Here is a 15,714-nt window from a genome sequence, read left to right as displayed (position 1 = left end):
CTCCTTGCTTTTAATGGGGGCTGAACTGAGCCTATCAAGAGTAAAGCAGTAAACCCAAAAATAATGGTTACTGTTTTACGCTGTAATCACGGGCACCGAAAATGGCGGTCCCGATGCGAACCATTGTGCTGCCAGCCGCAATTGCAGCAGGCATATCATCGGTCATACCCATCGACAGCGTATCGGCCTGCGGACAAATATTTTGTAAATCTTTCAGCGCATCACGCATCTTGCCGAAGACCTCAAGCTGCCGCGCGTAATCCGTTTCCACCGCCGGGATCGCCATCAGGCCGCGCAGTGTCAGGTGGGGCATCGCCATAATCTGGCGGGCCAGTTCTGCAATATCATGCAGCGCAATGCCGGATTTACTGGCTTCATCGCTGATGTTGACCTGAATCAGCACCTGCAAGGGCGGTAAACTGGCCGGACGTTGTTCGTTCAGTCGCTGGGCGATTTTCAGGCGGTCGAGGGTATGACACCAGTCGAAATTCTCCGCCACCAGTCGGCTTTTATTCGACTGCAGCGGCCCGATAAAGTGCCAGGTCAGCGCGGGCTGATGGCCGGCAAAGTGGGCAATCTTATCAACGCCTTCCTGCACATAGTTTTCGCCGAACGCAAACTGCCCGGCGGCAATGGCTTCTTCGACAGCGCTCGCAGGTTTTGTTTTGCTCACTGCAAGCAAGGTAATTTCTTCTGAAGGCCTGCCGCAAAGGTGTGCAGCGGCTGCGATTTTCTCGCGGACATTCTGTAAGTTCTGCTCAATAGCGTTTTGCTGACTAAGGCTCATAGGGACTCAGGAGGATTTCAACATGGACATTGATGGATTAGTGGGACGTAGTGTAAAGCAAAATGCCTCTGATCTGCACCTTTGTACCGGCTATCCGCCTGTGTTGCGCATTGACGGAGAATTATGCCGCTGTGAAGATCTGCCGGTGGTGGATGCCTCGCAGATGCTGGTGCTGACCCGTGAGTGGCTGGATGCCACTGAGCAGCACGCTTTACAACAGGCGGGGCAGGTGGATAAAGCGCTGATACTGGGCGATGGCGTGCGGATGCGGCTCAACATCTTTCAGCAACTGCACGGGCTTTCTGCGGCGCTGAGGCCGGTGCCTGCCCGTTGTCCTGAGCTGGCTGCTTTGCTGGCGCCGGATATCTTGCAGCACGTCATTATGCAGGAAGACGGCCTGATCCTGGTCACCGGCGCGACGGGCAGCGGGAAATCCACCACGCTTGCCGCGCTGATCGATCATCTCAACCGCCATGCGAAGCGCCATATTATTACGCTGGAAGACCCCATCGAGCTTATCCACACCGGCAGACAATGCCTGATTCAGCAGCGTGAACTCGGGCTGCATACGCGTTCATTTAGCGAAGCCGTGCGCGGTGCCTTGCGCGAAGATCCGGATGTCTTGCTGCTTGGTGAGTTACGCGATACTGAAAGTATCCGGCTGGCGCTGACGGCAGCAGAAACCGGACATCTGGTTCTTGCAACACTGCATACGCGCAACGCCACACAGGCGATTGACCGGCTGGTTGACGTGTTTCCGGCCGAAGAAAAAGCGTTTGTCCGTGCACAACTGGCGGGCAGCCTGCGGGCGGTGATTGCGCAAAAACTGGCGGTGGCTGAAGAAAAGGACGGCAGAAGAACGGGAAGGGTAGCGCTGTTTGAAGTGCTGACTTCAACACCGGCGGTGTGCAATTTAATCCGGGAGGGGAAAACTCATCAGTTGATGGATATCCTGCAAACCGGCGCGCAGGCCGGCATGCAGACGTTTGCACAAAGCCGTCAGCAGCGGCAACGTGCAGGATTACTGGCCGAAGATCAGGACTGACTCCACTGTTTCTCGAACCAGCTTTCCAGAATAATGACGGCGGAAGCCGCATCCACGCTGCCTTTATCCAGCGCCCGGAAACCGCCGCGATCGAACAAATCAGCGCGGGCTTCAACGGTGCTCAGACGTTCGTCGTGCAGTTCAACCTGCACGCCAAAACGGCCATGCAGACGGTTGGCAAATTTGCGTGCACGGGCGGTCAGGGGTTGTTCGGTGCCATCCATGTTCAGCGGCAAACCGACAACCACCAGATCCGGCAGCCATTCTTTGAGCAATTTTTCAATTTTCTGCCAGTCCGGGGTGCCGTCCTGCGCTTTAAACGCGGTCAGCGGACGCGCTGTTCCGGTGACTTCCTGACCAATAGCCAGGCCGATACTTTTGGTGCCGAAGTCGAAAGCAAAAACCGTGCGGTTTGCCATTATGCGTGCCCTGCATGGGTGGCGAGTTGGCCGACGTCAACGCCGATCATTTTCGCCGCTTCGCGCCAGCGGTCAGCAATCGGGGTGCGGAACAAAATATCGCTGTTAGCTTCAATGGTCAGCCACGAGTTCTCCAGCAACTCTTTTTCCAACTGGCCCTGTTCCCATGCGGCATAACCCAGCGCCACCAGCACATCTTTCGGCTGATCGGGCGTGCCCAATGTTTCCAGCACGTCTTTGGAGGTGGTGATCATCGTGCAGTCGGAGATACGGATGCTGGAGCCAAAACCTTCGCGTGGCGTATGCAAAATAAAACCACGATCGTCAGCCAGCGGGCCGCCTGAAAACACCGGGCGATCAAGACGAATGCTCAGGTCACGTGGTTCAGGGGTGATGTCCAGCTTGTCGAGTACGCTTTCTACGGTGAAATCGTCGACCAGTTTATTAATCACCAGACCCATGGCGCCGTCTTCATTGTGCTCGCAGATATACACGACCGAACGTTTGAACTGGGGTTCATCCAGGCCAGGCATCGCAATAAGAAAGTGATGTTGTAGATTCATGGTATGCAGGATGTTTAACCTCAGAATATAAAGTGGTGCAGGCAGGCCAGTTTATTACGTCAGGCTTGCCAAAAAAAGCGGGTTATCCAGCAATGCTGAACAACCCGTTTATCGGTTTTTTATCTGTGCTTATCGTGCAGCCAGACGTTTCTCGATGGCATCCATCAGCATGCCGGTGATGGAAATCGGGAATGCGGCTTCGATTTCACGCGCACAGGTCGGGCTGGTGACGTTAATTTCCGTCAGGCGATCGCCGATGATATCCAGACCGACAAAAATCAAGCCTTTCTGTTTAAGGACTGGTGCCACGGTACGGGCAATCGCCCAGTCGCTTTCGCTCAGCGGACGTGCTTCACCCCGGCCGCCGGCCGCCAGATTACCACGGGTTTCACCTTGTGCCGGAATACGCGCCAGACAATACGGTACCGGTTCGCCGTCGACCACCAGAACACGTTTGTCACCGTCTTTGATGGCTGGCAGGTAGTTTTGCGCCATGCAGAAACGGCTGCCGTGTTCAGTCAGGGTTTCGATAACGACGGAGACGTTGGCGTCTTCAGGTTTCAGACGGAAAATGGACGCGCCGCCCATGCCGTCGAGTGGCTTGAGGATCACGTCAGTGTGTTCTTTATGGAACGCTTTCAACTGCGCGGCATTGCGGGTCACCAGGGTATCCGGCGTCAGTTCAGGGAACCAGGCGGTGAACAGTTTCTCGTTACAGTCGCGCAGGCTCTGCGGTTTATTGACGATCAGCGTGCCTTTTTCTTCGGCACGTTCGAGGATGTAAGTGGCATAAATAAATTCGGTATCAAACGGCGGATCCTTACGCATCAGGATCACGTCCAGTTCCTGCAGGGCGATATCCTGCTCTGTGCCAAACTCATACCAGCCATCGTAATCCTGCTTCACGCTGAGTTTTTTGGTGGTCGCACGGCCTTCGCCGCCACGCAGATACAGGGAGTTCATTTCCATGTAATGCAGTTCATAACCGCGACTCTGCGCTTCCAGCAACATAGCGAAACTGGTGTCTTTTTTGATGTTGATGGAAGAGATCGGATCCATCACGATGCCAAGCTTGATCATTTGGTTTCCTCTTAACCCAGATCGCCGAAACGGACCTGTAAGGCCGTTATCGCGGTGAGCGCTGTGGTTTCTGTACGCAGAACACGGGGGCCCAGCAGGATATCAGTAAATCCGTAGCCGGAGGTCATTGCAATTTCATCAGCGGATAAACCGCCTTCCGGGCCGATCAGCAGGCGAACATGGCTCACCGGCAACGGCAGGGTATTAATACTGTGGCTGGCGCGCGGATGCAGATTCAGCTTCAGGCTGTCGTCCTGCTCGTTACACCAGGCTTCAAGCTGCATCGCCGGGCGAATGTCCGGGATACGGTTACGGCCACACTGTTCACAGGCGGCAATGGCGATTTTCTGCCACTGCTGCAATTTCTTCTCCAGACGTTCGCCGTCCAGCTTCACGCCACAACGTTCTGAAAACAGCGGGGTGATGGTATTCACGCCCAGTTCGATGGATTTCTGAATGGTGAATTCCATCTTCTCGCCACGGGATATCACCTGGCCGAGATGCAGATTCAGCGGAGATTCGTTATCCGCCAGCACGCCCTCGTTCAGGCTGACACGCACGCTTTTCTTATCAACCTGCGTGATGCTGGCGTCGAAAACCTGATTGCTGCCGTCAAACAACTGGATCGTCTGACCGGGCTGCATACGCAAAACGCGTCCGACATGGTTCGCAGCATCTTCGCTCAGCGCGATTTCGCTGCGGGCGGTCAGGGGTTCGGGATGATAAATGCGGGGAATGCGCATGTGAGGCTGCTGTCCTTAAACGGTTGAAGTGGGCTATTTTGGCAACTGTTGCCCGCCCTGTCGCTGACTATTGTGCTCTATAGTAGGTTAGCTTTTTCTTTGCGCGCAAGCCTGCTGAACGTACGGGTTATGATTCCCCTGCACCCTGGCAATACGGTTGTCGCGTTCACATTCCCATGCGGTCACCGGATACTGGCGATCCCATGCGGTAAACAACTGTGTCTGCTGGCGGGATAAATTCAGTTTGTACTGGTCACGCATGTAGAAGTAAGTGCGCGCAATGGCACCACGGGCGCGGGCAGGCGGCTCAGCGGCTTTGGCTTTGAAGTCGATTTTCATTTCGCAACGGCCATACTGGCCTTCGCCGCCATTCCACTGGCTGTACATAAAGTTGTTGCGATCGCCGTTCACTTCGCCGATTGCCGGTTCAAGGTTATGCAAATCGGTTTCTACCTGGCGATAGTCGGCATTTTTCGCACAATTTTTGCGCCCGCCATCCTGCCAGCATTGCATCTGGTGGCCAAACTGCCACGCAGGAACCACATGTTCCCATTCGATCCGGCTGGCGCGTAGTTCGCTTTTCCGTACCGCGTAGCCGCAGGATTGCAGATCCGGCGTGCCTTTTTTCCCCTGCCAGCGGATGTTGCAGCCGCAATAAAATGTTGGCGCACCCTGATTGATTTTAACAGCGGCGGCTTTGGCCTGACTGAAATTATTGATGGTATTGCCAGACTGGCTGAAGGCGCTCAGCGGTACCAGCGCACCGATAAACAGAAAAGATAAGAACGTTTTACGAAACATGTTTCTGAAAGCCCCGAGACTAAAAGGCCGAAAGGGTAACGGATGAAAGGTGTCATGACAATGGGACTTTGCTGCTAATGAGTGCTTGAAAAATCAGCAATTAGGGGTGCCGTTAGCGTTAAAGCGTAACAGTTCGCCGCAATGGCGGCAGCGGTATTCCGACTCCTTGCGCATCACCTTATTGTGGCGTCGCACGGTCAGCTGATGGTCGCGGCAGGCGCATAAATAGGGATAGGTTTTACTTTGCACGGAGGCCACTTCGAACTTGTGTGTTCTGCTTGCTGACACACCCAGCACATGTTCCATCATCCAGCGCCATTCCTTACCGTGCGGCGCAGGTGCGCGGCCAAAGCGGCGGTAGACCAGTAAATGGGCCAGTTCGTGCGGCACCACTTCATCAATAAAAGGTTGTTGATTTTCCATCAGCAGCACCGGATTAAGCCGGATTTGCCAGTGTTGCAGGTACGCGCTTCCCGCGCTGGTGCCGCGTTGCTGGTAGCTGATTTCCGGCTCCGTGTAATCGGTGCCAAAAAACTGATTTGCCATCAGGAGTTTTTCCCGCAGGCAGCGCATAACGGCTTGTTGCAGGGCAATGGGGAGACGTGAGGTTTTCATCTGGCGAAGGATAAATCTGGCAGGGGAGAGATGCAATATGGAATTTCCTCCCCTTTGCAGGGGAGGAACGGCGGGCTTACTTACCGATGTCGCGCAGTGCTTCGCCTTTCATCAGGTTGCGTTCGATGTGTTCCAGAGAGACGTTTTTGGTCTCTGGGATCAGCGCAATGGTGATGAAGATGAAGACCACGTTCAGCGCGGCATACACCCAGAAGGTATTGGCGTTGCCGAGGCTGTCGAGCATGGTCAGGAAGGTCGCGCCGACAATCATGTTGGCGATCCAGTTGGTCGCCGTGGACACAGTGATACCAAAATCGCGGCCTTTCAGCGGCTGAATTTCAGAACACAGTACCCAGATCAGCGGACCGGCACTCATGGCAAAACCGACGATAAACATCAGCAGCATAGCGATGGAGAAGTATTTCGCCGCATCGGATTCAACACCGATATGCAGCATGGTACCCAGCACGCCCATACCGACCGCCATCACCAGGAAACCCAGTTTCAGCGTCGGTTTGCGGCCCCAGCGGTCAACCAGACCGATGGCGATGAAGGTCGCCAGAACGTTAACCAGACCGACAATCACCGTACCCCACATCTGTTGTGATGTGCTGGCAAACCCGGCAATGCCGAAGATTTTCGGTGCGTAATACATGATCACGTTCATCCCGGTGAACTGCTGCATCACCTGCAACAGAATGCCGAGGTAAACCGCACGACGGAAGTTCTTGTTGTTGGTGAACAAGCCCCAGCCGCTCTGTTTGACTTTCAGACTTTCACGGATTTCATCCAGCTCGCGTTTTGCCTGCTCGCTGGAATCACGCAGTTTTTCCAGTACGCGGCGCGCTTTACCGTCATCGCCACGCGCGGCCAGCCAGCGCGGGCTGTCCGGCAGGAAGAAGACGCCAACCAGCAACAGCAATGCCGGAATGGTGATGATGCCCAGCATCCAGCGCCATGCCCCGGTGTAGCTGAACGCGGTATCAGACAGGTACGCCGCCAGAATACCGATGGTGATCATCAACTGGTACATGGAAATCATACTGCCGCGGATTTTCTCCGGTGCGATTTCGGACAGATAAATCGGTGCAGTGTAAGAGGCAATACCGACCGCCAGACCCAGCAGAACGCGGGCGACAATCAGGATTTCGGCATTAGGCGCAAAGGCTGAGCACAGGGAGCCGACCACAAACAGAATTGCACCAATCATCAGGCTGAATTTACGTCCAAGACGGAAGTTCAGCCAGCCACTGCCGACAGCACCGACAGCGGCACCAAACATCATGGAACTGACAACCCATTCCTGTTGGTGGTTGGTTATCTGAAAATCATGGCTGATAAAAGGCAGGGCACCAGCGATGACGCCGATATCTAAGCCGAACAGCAGTCCGGCAAGTGCAGCGAGAAAACAGACAAAGAAAGTGACGCTTTTGTTCGAGCGCTTTCCTTTCGTCGATGTTGAGTTATTCATCCGGTCTCCAAAATAATGCAATCGTTATTAAGTTTGTAATAATGCTTAGGCTGTTATGTTATTAACCCTGCACACAGCATAACGTGAACCCGGTCACAGTGTTGTAATCGTTTACACTAATAGGTGTGGCCGGGTGTCTTGTTTTTGAAGGGTTTCAAACAGATAGCGTAACAGGAAGGGGAGGTGCCTGAGAGTAATAGCTCAGAAATTGATTTATATCAATCAATACAGTGTTTCAAACTTTTACACATACAAATAACTAATTAAATTATAACAAGTTATTATCTGTAAACGTTTTCATTAGTACTGTCATCTGACAGGGAAATTCTCCACTTCCTGCTTTTGAGTGTAATCGTTGAAATAGTCGATTCTTACACTTTCGGAAGAAACTGAAGCGGGAAGAGAGAGTTCGGGTGAGAAAGGTTTGCCCGGATAGACGTTTTTTCTGAGCACTTTCCACTGACATTTCGCCTCAGGTTTATCGCTGGTACACAGGCCAATGCGGTTTACCAAAAGGTGAACATTGCCAGTGTTAGTGATTTTCTGAAGCGATGCATCCCACCCCAGTTTTGCGAACTGTTTTGCGGGCGGCACCATGACCACCACACCCCATACGATAATCAGACTCAGATCGCTGGTGATGTTTTTGTTACTGCCAGTGTTTTTAAATTCTTCCGGTGTCATCGACTGAAAATGGACACGATAGATTTTTTCTTCGTTGCTGTCGCCGAGACCGATGATTCTTACCGGCTGGTTGTTACCGGCGGGTAAGGCAAATTTTAGCGGTGATACGACCAGACTGTTTTGCGCGCCTTGCGGCGCAGGCGTTTCATTTTCTTCAGGTGTGCCGGGATGATGAACCTCGGTGATTTTTCCCTGAATATACTGGGTGGTTTCACTTTTAGAACTGATCACCAGATTGGCGGCATGCTGATCGTTAAGCATTACCTTCATCGGTGAAACCGTGATATTGGCGAAACAGAGTGCGGGAATGGCCAGCGCCAGCAACGGGAGAATTTTCAGGCCGCAGGCCAGACTCTTGCTTTGTGACTCACACATAAGGTTCCTTCAGTTCAACAGGGGCTATGAATAAGGGTAAGTCCGGTCATGCAGCTTAAAGCTGCGACGTAAACGTCACAATTAAATGCCCGGTGTAATGCCCGGCTTGTTTACTGTTGATATCAATGGCTTTCGTGTTGAGTTCAATTGGCATTGGCACACATAAGACGGCTTGCGGGATCCCCGGGAGATGTACCGGCCGTACGTGTGCGTTCTGGATATCAGGGATCACAATATCGTGGCCACGCATAATGCTCATTTTGTTACCGTCCGGTAGCACCATTTGCACAAAATATTCAATCCAGCCCGAACTCTGATTAACATCGCCGTGGTCAGTATAAATGAAAAAATTACCCGAGCTAGGGCTGGATGATCCCTGAGGCTGGTCTTCAAATTTTAGCGTGAAACTGGAGCTGTTAGATCCATAACCATCATACAAACACATATCAATATTTGCCCTGCCAGTCATCTGCGCCTGATTCCCTCCCGTGCCGGGCAGCGGGCGCATGTTGAGATCTACGCGTGGGGCGGCCTGACCAAATTCAGGTAAATAGATTTGCTGGTTATTATTGTCGGTAATTTTTAACGAAATATGAGCAACCCAGTCAGCAGCTTTAACATCACCGGCATAATGATCTATCAGGCTGACTTTTAGCTCAGCTTGCCAGTTACCACCGAATGGGAATTTTGCAATCTCCTGTTTAGGAACATAAAAAGTCGCATCAGCACCATTATTACCACTACTGGCATGTGCCGCGGCATTAATTACCCAGGGGCCATATCCGCCAACATTTCGATACGCGGTCAGATTAATTATCGTTGTTGCTCCGCTCTTTTTTTCTCTGAAAAGTAAAGGTATTGATGATTTATTGCCTTGCGACGAACCGGGTGCTCCCTCTTGTATTGTCTGTGTTGCACATTGTCCGTTATCCGGGGATGTACTTGATAAGCATACCCAGTTATTTTTAAAATCGGACGGATCGTCACCGCCACTTTCTCTATTCCAGATATAGGAATCTTTTGGTGCTGTTTTATCAAAAGTGAATTCCGCCGTCGTATCTCTTCCCGCAGGAGGCTTGGCGCAGGTCGTAGTGCTAAAAAAGGCAGAGGCGAGCAGAACTGCAACTGTTGCAATATAGCTATGAATTTTTTTCATATTATTCTCCAGATGTCAGAACTCGCGTACTTTCTTGTTTGAGGAGTACTTCAGGCAATTCAGCTTTACGGATGATGTCACACCGTGTTTTACCCACATAGCGCACCACATCACGGTTCGACTGTACTGTCACTGTGCATTGATAATTCTTATCGCCATTTACAAACTTTTCGCCAGCGAGGTCATTTCTGCGGTAAATCCGCCATCTTCTGAAGGCTGAACGCGCTGGCATTGAGCATACTGCCTTGATTAATCGGTTCACCTGTCGCCGTGACCAGCTGGCCGACGTAGGTGTAATGGGATTCCATTGTCACTTCGCGCACTTAAAGCTGTGAAGTAAATGTCACTATCAGGTGCCCGGTATAATGCCCTGCTTGTTTGCTGTTGATATCAATGGCTTTCGTGTCGAGCTCAATTGGCATTGGCACGCATAAGACGGCTTGCGGGATCCCCGGGAGATGTACCGGCCTTACGTGTGCGTTCTGGATATCAGGGATCACAATATCGTGGCCACGCATAATGCTCATTTTGTTACCGTCCGGTAGCACCATTTGCACAAAATATTCAATCCAGCCCGAACTCTGATTAACATCGCCGTGGTCAGTATAAATGAAAAAATTACCCGAGCTAGGGCTGGATGATCCCTGAGGCTGGTCTTCAAATTTTAGCGTGAAACTGGAGCTGTTAGATCCATAACCATCATACAAACACATATCAATATTTGCCCTGCCAGTCATCTGCGCCTGATTCCCCCCGGTGCCCGGCAGCGGGCGCAAGTTAAGATCAACACGCGGGGCGGCCTGACCAAATTCAGGTAAATAGATTTGCTGGTTATTATTGTCGGTGACATTGAGGGTGATATGGGCGTTCCAGTCTGCAAGTTTGATTCGGGGATCCCATTGCATTAGATTCATTTTTAGATTGGCTTCCCAGATCCCACCTGTGGGTAGTTTCTGAAGCTCCTGACTATTCACATAGACAGTCAGTCTGGAGTCATCATTAGCATTACCATCCTCGCAATTCCTCTGCATACCAGCATTAACCAGGTAGGGGCCACCCTCCTTGGAGTTGATGGGGTTACCACAGCCTGTACCTGTAGTGGTATAGATTTCATGGTAACCGGTGAGATTAATGACCTGAGTGATGTGACTTCTTTTTTCTGTAAAAATAATTGGAATAGTAGTGCTTCCGTTTTTTACACCGGTCACCGAGGTGCTGCATTGACCATTCACAGGGTTTGAGGATGATAAACAAGTCCAAGTATTTCTGCCCCAGAGCGGATCGTTTGAATTGTCGTAACCCCCGCTTTCATCTTTCCAAATATCAATTTGTGAGGGCGGGCTGGATTTATCAAATGTTGACGTAACGGGGGTGTCACGCCCAGTGGGTTCAACCCGTGTAGCATAGGCTTGTGAAGTTATCAGCCCTTGTGCTCCGATCAGCAACAAGAATGCGGTTAAATAAGCGCTCAGTTTCATTTTGTTTTCCTGATATTTGTGGGTAATTCGCCTTGCGTAATGGTTTTACACAATGTTTTGCCCACATAACGCACCACATCACGGCTCGACTGTACGGTCACCGTGCATTGATAATTCTTATCGCCATTCTGAACATACAAACTTTTCGCCAGCGAGGTCATTTCTGCGGTAAATCCGCCATCTTCTGAAGGGCTGAACGCGCTGGCATTGAGCATACTGCCTTGATTAATCGGTTCACCTGTCGCCGTGACCAGCTGGCCGACGTAGGTGTAATGCGATTCCATTGTCACTTCGCGCACTTTCATTTTCCCCGGCAACAGGAACAATTTCTGGCTGCCTGCGCCCTGCGTAATGCTGGCCTGACTGCCGTTACTGACGTCACGGCTTTCATCGACGGACACCTTGCCTTCTTCAAAACCGGTCACCGGGAATAATGCTTTGCTGTTTTGCTTCATTTTGGTGGCACCGCCACCCTGAACGGAAACGTCAACCAGTGCATCATCAGCGGCATCCGCATCTTCATCTTTGCCTTTGACTTTGACCGCCACCGCTGCCCCCGGCGAACCTGTACCGCCCGGCCCCCAGAAGAAGCCGGATTTGGAGACGGCTACGGAAGAACTGTAGCTGCCAGTGACCGCACCCTGATGGGTTTTTTGCTCGTTGTCATAACTGTCGGAAATGGTCAGTTCGCCTTCGCCATACTGGCCATTAAGACGACCGTGAACTGAAGCGTTAGCGTTGTCGGTATCCGTGCCACCCACATCAATACCCAGTTCGCGGTCGTTATTGCTGCCCCAGTCCCAGTTCTGGCTGGCATTGTAGGTCATCTGTGCGTCGCCGTTCTGGCTGCCCTGATAATCGGTACTGAATGAGGAGTTGCTGCTGCGAAGCTGGGAATTTTTTGGTGTGCTGCGTGACAGAGAGAAGCCCATGTAGATACCTTTGTCATTATCACTGGCGCTGCTGCTTTGACGGCGGTATCCGCCAAATCGCGTGGTAATCGTCATCTGCTTCCAGTTGAAACTTTTATTCAGGCTCAGCTGTAAAGTCTTGGACGTACTCTGCGATTCGGTGTTGTTGATCATGTTGTCTTCAAAAGGCTTTGAAGGATCGTACGACGAATAGTCTGGCGACAGGCTGGTGTTCTTATTGTAAGTGTAGCCCAGCGATGCCGACCAGCCTTTGACCGGCACGGAAAGTGTACCGCTTACTGATTCGTAACAACCGATATCGGCGTAATCATACTGGCCGGCATCTGCGCTGGTACAGCTTTTGCCGTACGCGGCATTGCGGTAAATGCTCATGGAAAAGCCGTCGTTGTAACTGATTTGCTCAACGTTACCTTTGGAACCGTCGGTACCGCTAAAGACATTGGCCTGCATATCCAGCACGCCATCGATCACTTTGCCGGTAAACCCGTGCGTCCATTGCAAACCCGCTTCGCCATAGTTTTCATTATCGGTATTGGCAACACCCGCGGTGGCCGTCAGCTCGGCAAATACCGGAAGACGGGCACCGGCCTGCACCACCGGTTTGCGTGACGTGCTGTTACTGTCTTCATCATCGGTTGAGCTGACGACCTTGTTATCTGCCGTTTCACCGGCCTGGATAAACCATTGCATATGTCCGTCGCCGATCCCGCCGGTTTTGGTAAACGGCTGAGTCTCGGTGCGCACGAGCTGGTTATTCTCATAAATTCGCAGGGTGACGGCATAACTGCCACTCGGGAAGTTGCCGGTATCCAGCGTATTTGAGCCGTTATTCAGGTAGAACGTGCCCAGTAACTGATTGCCGCGATAGGCATCCACACGGGATTTACTGGAAAGCAGCACCACCAGCGGCGAACCTTTGCTGGCCTCTTCGAGATTCAGGTAGCTCAGTGAACTGCCTGCACGGATACCGTCAATTGCATTCAGCGGGAGCAGCGAGAAGCTGATATTCCCGCCGAGATTGCTGGAGAGATCGCGTGAATCCATCCGTCCGGCCTGTACGTAATGGCGTTTGCCTAAGCTCTGGCGGAAATACAGGTCATCCACAGACACCGTCTGGCTTTCGCTGTCGTCGCTTTTGTACGAATTGAGCGACCAGTCAAAACCCACATAGCCGTTGGTCAGCACGCCGAGCGCGCCGGAGCCCTGTAAGGACAGGCTCTGGTATTCATCCTGCGCCGCCACGTTCAGTGTCTGTTGATGAATCAGGGCATTTTCCGTCTGCGTAGTTGGCGTGTAATAGAGAGCCTTTTTACCGGCATCCGGTACCAGCTTCTTACTGACAAAAACGTCAGCCGCGCTGTTATTTTCATCATAAATCAGCGCCAGGGAATCTGTTTCCAGATAGCCGCATCCTTTGGCATTAGCATTGCTGCCGCAGGCCAGGTTGCCGTGTCGTGAAAGCGGCGCGGACAATGTCGCCAGCATTTTCTGATAATCCGGCGTACCGGCTTTCAGTGGCAGGTTTAATGCCGTCATGACCGCCTGTGGGTCTTTGAACTGGACGGTTTCCAGTGTGACATTCGCTTCAAATAAGCCAGCCGACTGGCCCAGCAAATTGAGGTTCAGCCAGATGTTCTGACCGGAAACCAGTTCTTCAAAACCAGGCGGTACGCCGGAGTCTGCTGCTAAAGCAAGATTGCTGAATAAAGCAAAATGAATTGCCAGAAAGCAGAGTGACACTTTCAGATTGGGTTTCATTATTTTTCCTTTATTCAAAAATCTGAGCAGTGGAAAAGAATCGGCCCGATTAACAGGCCGATGAGGAGTGACTCTGGTGAGGTGAACGCTTATGGCGTTGTAGTTGCCTGAGTCAGCACAACGCTGACTACACCGCTGTAGTTACCGGAAGCCACCGGTGCCTGAGTAGCCTGGCTGACCATCAGAGGCTGAATGATGGAACCGTTAGTGGTGTCACCGTTCGGGAACAGCGTGGTTGCACTCATGGTTTGCTGAGCCTGAGTCAGGGTCAGGTCACCGTATTTCACGCTCAGTGGGATATTCGGGTTGACGCCAACGGTATCCATTAATTGCGGAGTACCGGCCAGGTTGATGTTCACGTCTTTTGTCGCATCGTTTGAGTAGATTTTCGTGGATTGAGTAACAGGTTCCAGACCCACGCCTGGCATATATCGCATTTCCATGGTGGACGGTAATACATCACCCGTGTCAGTGGTCATATCCAGCGTGGCATCCACGTTTGCAGTTACAGTAATATCTTTCTGCACTGCAGAAGCATTGATAGCGAAGCCCATGATTGCAGTTACGAGTAATGGTTTGATAATTGATTTCATTTTTAATTCCTAATTAATAAGATGCATATTGATATGCGGGTTTTATAACAAGAGGGTTTTATTTTCTGTATAAAATAGTGAGATCTATTTTGCACCGAATTCTTTTACACCAACGGTTTTTTCGGCCCAGTTGGAATATTTTACTTTCACCACGCGATAATTATTTCCTTTAAATAGGGCAGGATCTAATGTGGCGTGCTGATTAGGGTAAATGCTGTTTTTAACCGGTTTGCTCCATTTACAGCCCTCATCAGTGAGTTGCTGAGGACATAAACCAATACTCTCAATCTTCAGATGAATATTACCGGTATTGCTGACCACGCGGCTCGCCGGGTCCAGCGTGAAGTCCAGCCTTGGCGTGGCAGGCGGTACGTTAACCAGTACGCCCCAAATCATGCTGATGCCGAGTTTAGCCGGACTTTTTTGTTCGTTTTTGTCGTTACTATTATTCACCCCCGGAACACCTTCAAAATAAACGCGGTACGCCTCTTCGGTTTGCGGTTGCTGAATATTAATCAGGCGTATAATACGGGTGGTGCCGGGTGCCAGTCCGAATTTCTCCGGGGTAACGACAATACCATTTCCCGATGACTGGCTTATTGTGGTTTCATTTTCCTGCGCGGTGCCAGGGTTGTTAATCTTCTTTACTGTGGTCTTCACATATTCCGTGGTGGCAGAGTTTGTTGTCACGCTAATTTGTGCGCCGCCGCTTTTTTGCATCGGGACAGAAATAGGGTAGACGCTTATTCCTGCAAATGATGATGCTGATAAAATTAATGGGGCGGCTGCTAAAATCATTGTCCATGATTTCAAGTTAGTTAATGGCATTGTCATTTTCTCAATATTTAATGGGTCACTATCCTTAAAGAGATTTCGTTAATTCCATTTGAGTATTTATTTGTTTGGATGCTTTCGATGGGGTGAATAATAGATTCAATGAATGTTCAGGTCAATGGCATGGAAATGAGCTATTTGTGTTATTTGTTTGGCTAATATAAAACAAAACAATTAAGTAACATTTGGTGGTTTTTTTATTATTATGATAGCAAAGGATTTTTTATCATTATCAGTTTTTTTATATTCGGCATTGTTAAATAAAAGCAGTGGGTTTTCTGGTTGTGTGTATTTAATGAATGAGTAATTAAGAATAATGAAATTAAATGAATGGATATAAAATATCTTAAAAATCAATGATGTGTTTTTTATATTCTTTA

General features: G+C 50.9%; 16 protein-coding genes. 1 reads left to right on the top strand and 15 read right to left on the bottom strand.

Features of this window, described 5'->3' with window-relative positions; translation table 11 throughout:
• Positions 1-67: 67 nt before the first annotated feature.
• Entirely contained in the window at positions 68-787 is a 720-nt protein-coding gene (locus tag RAHAQ2_RS17485) for a YggS family pyridoxal phosphate-dependent enzyme (RefSeq protein ID WP_015698497.1), read from the bottom strand.
• Positions 788-809: 22 nt separating this feature from the next.
• On the opposite strand from RAHAQ2_RS17485, the gene RAHAQ2_RS17480 reads away from it, so the two are divergent.
• Positions 810-1,832: a type IV pilus twitching motility protein PilT gene (locus RAHAQ2_RS17480; protein ID WP_015698496.1), complete on the top strand. Its 1,023-nt coding sequence runs from the start codon at positions 810-812 to the stop codon at positions 1,830-1,832.
• Here RAHAQ2_RS17480 and ruvX read toward each other — a convergent pair.
• The 14 genes from ruvX to RAHAQ2_RS17415 all read right to left on the bottom strand — a co-directional run bounded on the left by ruvX (position 1,823) and on the right by RAHAQ2_RS17415 (position 15,334).
• Positions 1,823-2,251: a Holliday junction resolvase RuvX gene (gene ruvX, locus RAHAQ2_RS17475; RefSeq protein WP_015698495.1), complete on the bottom strand. Its 429-nt coding sequence runs from the start codon at positions 2,249-2,251 to the stop codon at positions 1,823-1,825. The genes RAHAQ2_RS17480 and ruvX overlap by 10 nt on opposite strands.
• Positions 2,251-2,814 carry a YqgE/AlgH family protein gene (locus RAHAQ2_RS17470; RefSeq protein ID WP_015698494.1) on the bottom strand — a complete coding sequence of 188 codons (564 nt, stop codon included), beginning with the start codon at positions 2,812-2,814 and terminating at the stop codon, positions 2,251-2,253. The genes ruvX and RAHAQ2_RS17470 overlap by 1 nt, the downstream gene beginning before the upstream one ends.
• A gap of 129 nt (positions 2,815-2,943) precedes the next feature.
• Positions 2,944-3,894, bottom strand: a complete 951-nt coding sequence (gene gshB / locus RAHAQ2_RS17465) for a glutathione synthase (protein ID WP_015698493.1) — start codon at positions 3,892-3,894, stop codon at positions 2,944-2,946.
• 11 nt (positions 3,895-3,905) lie between these two features.
• Complete coding sequence (rsmE, locus tag RAHAQ2_RS17460; RefSeq protein ID WP_015698492.1) at positions 3,906-4,637, bottom strand: 16S rRNA (uracil(1498)-N(3))-methyltransferase; 732 nt, start codon at positions 4,635-4,637, stop codon at positions 3,906-3,908.
• Positions 4,638-4,724: 87 nt separating this feature from the next.
• Complete coding sequence (gene endA / locus RAHAQ2_RS17455; RefSeq protein ID WP_015698491.1) at positions 4,725-5,438, bottom strand: deoxyribonuclease I; 714 nt, start codon at positions 5,436-5,438, stop codon at positions 4,725-4,727.
• 93 nt (positions 5,439-5,531) lie between these two features.
• Positions 5,532-6,053, bottom strand: coding sequence for a SprT family zinc-dependent metalloprotease (locus RAHAQ2_RS17450; RefSeq protein ID WP_037040232.1), 522 nt, complete (start codon positions 6,051-6,053; stop codon positions 5,532-5,534).
• Positions 6,054-6,129: 76 nt separating this feature from the next.
• Positions 6,130-7,524, bottom strand: coding sequence for a sugar porter family MFS transporter (locus tag RAHAQ2_RS17445; protein ID WP_015698489.1), 1,395 nt, complete (start codon positions 7,522-7,524; stop codon positions 6,130-6,132).
• Positions 7,525-7,833: 309 nt separating this feature from the next.
• Positions 7,834-8,583: a fimbria/pilus periplasmic chaperone gene (locus RAHAQ2_RS17440; protein WP_015698488.1), complete on the bottom strand. Its 750-nt coding sequence runs from the start codon at positions 8,581-8,583 to the stop codon at positions 7,834-7,836.
• 55 nt (positions 8,584-8,638) lie between these two features.
• Entirely contained in the window at positions 8,639-9,739 is a 1,101-nt protein-coding gene (locus tag RAHAQ2_RS17435) for a CfaE/CblD family pilus tip adhesin (RefSeq protein ID WP_015698487.1), read from the bottom strand.
• 182 nt (positions 9,740-9,921) lie between these two features.
• Complete coding sequence (locus tag RAHAQ2_RS25720) at positions 9,922-10,047, bottom strand: peptidase associated/transthyretin-like domain-containing protein (RefSeq protein WP_158309246.1); 126 nt, start codon at positions 10,045-10,047, stop codon at positions 9,922-9,924.
• A 15-nt stretch (positions 10,048-10,062) separates the two neighbouring features.
• Positions 10,063-11,217: a CfaE/CblD family pilus tip adhesin gene (locus RAHAQ2_RS17430; RefSeq protein ID WP_015698486.1), complete on the bottom strand. Its 1,155-nt coding sequence runs from the start codon at positions 11,215-11,217 to the stop codon at positions 10,063-10,065.
• Positions 11,214-13,907, bottom strand: a complete 2,694-nt coding sequence (locus RAHAQ2_RS17425; protein WP_015698485.1) for a TcfC E-set like domain-containing protein — start codon at positions 13,905-13,907, stop codon at positions 11,214-11,216. Before RAHAQ2_RS17425 ends, RAHAQ2_RS17430 begins: the two co-directional genes overlap by 4 nt.
• A gap of 89 nt (positions 13,908-13,996) precedes the next feature.
• Positions 13,997-14,500, bottom strand: coding sequence for a fimbrial protein (locus RAHAQ2_RS17420; protein ID WP_015698484.1), 504 nt, complete (start codon positions 14,498-14,500; stop codon positions 13,997-13,999).
• 84 nt (positions 14,501-14,584) lie between these two features.
• A complete protein-coding gene (locus RAHAQ2_RS17415) occupies positions 14,585-15,334 on the bottom strand; it encodes a fimbria/pilus periplasmic chaperone (RefSeq protein WP_238532039.1) in 750 nt (249 codons plus the stop codon).
• Positions 15,335-15,714 lie beyond the last annotated feature (380 nt).

The sequence above is a fragment of the Rahnella aquatilis CIP 78.65 = ATCC 33071 genome (genome assembly GCF_000241955.1).
GTDB classification, from domain to species: Bacteria; Pseudomonadota; Gammaproteobacteria; order Enterobacterales; family Enterobacteriaceae; genus Rahnella; species Rahnella aquatilis.
The sequence above is the reverse complement of the archived record's forward strand: the minus strand, read 5'-3'. Positions and strand labels throughout refer to the sequence as shown.

Bases quoted from the DNA above. Each gene is read 5' to 3' on its own strand.
- RAHAQ2_RS17485 (WP_015698497.1), bottom strand. From the start codon at position 787: ATGAGCCTTAGTCAGCAAAACGCTATTGAGCAGAACTTACAGAATGTC.
- RAHAQ2_RS17480 (WP_015698496.1), top strand. From the start codon at position 810: ATGGACATTGATGGATTAGTGGGACGTAGTGTAAAGCAAAATGCCTCT.
- ruvX (WP_015698495.1), bottom strand. From the start codon at position 2,251: ATGGCAAACCGCACGGTTTTTGCTTTCGACTTCGGCACCAAAAGTATC.
- RAHAQ2_RS17470 (WP_015698494.1), bottom strand. From the start codon at position 2,814: ATGAATCTACAACATCACTTTCTTATTGCGATGCCTGGCCTGGATGAA.
- gshB (WP_015698493.1), bottom strand. From the start codon at position 3,894: ATGATCAAGCTTGGCATCGTGATGGATCCGATCTCTTCCATCAACATC.
- rsmE (WP_015698492.1), bottom strand. From the start codon at position 4,637: ATGCGCATTCCCCGCATTTATCATCCCGAACCCCTGACCGCCCGCAGC.
- endA (WP_015698491.1), bottom strand. From the start codon at position 5,438: ATGTTTCGTAAAACGTTCTTATCTTTTCTGTTTATCGGTGCGCTGGTA.
- RAHAQ2_RS17450 (WP_037040232.1), bottom strand. From the start codon at position 6,053: ATGAAAACCTCACGTCTCCCCATTGCCCTGCAACAAGCCGTTATGCGC.
- RAHAQ2_RS17445 (WP_015698489.1), bottom strand. From the start codon at position 7,524: ATGAATAACTCAACATCGACGAAAGGAAAGCGCTCGAACAAAAGCGTC.
- RAHAQ2_RS17440 (WP_015698488.1), bottom strand. From the start codon at position 8,583: ATGTGTGAGTCACAAAGCAAGAGTCTGGCCTGCGGCCTGAAAATTCTC.
- RAHAQ2_RS17435 (WP_015698487.1), bottom strand. From the start codon at position 9,739: ATGAAAAAAATTCATAGCTATATTGCAACAGTTGCAGTTCTGCTCGCC.
- RAHAQ2_RS25720 (WP_158309246.1), bottom strand. From the start codon at position 10,047: ATGGAATCCCATTACACCTACGTCGGCCAGCTGGTCACGGCGACAGGT.
- RAHAQ2_RS17430 (WP_015698486.1), bottom strand. From the start codon at position 11,217: ATGAAACTGAGCGCTTATTTAACCGCATTCTTGTTGCTGATCGGAGCA.
- RAHAQ2_RS17425 (WP_015698485.1), bottom strand. From the start codon at position 13,907: ATGAAACCCAATCTGAAAGTGTCACTCTGCTTTCTGGCAATTCATTTT.
- RAHAQ2_RS17420 (WP_015698484.1), bottom strand. From the start codon at position 14,500: ATGAAATCAATTATCAAACCATTACTCGTAACTGCAATCATGGGCTTC.
- RAHAQ2_RS17415 (WP_238532039.1), bottom strand. From the start codon at position 15,334: ATGACAATGCCATTAACTAACTTGAAATCATGGACAATGATTTTAGCA.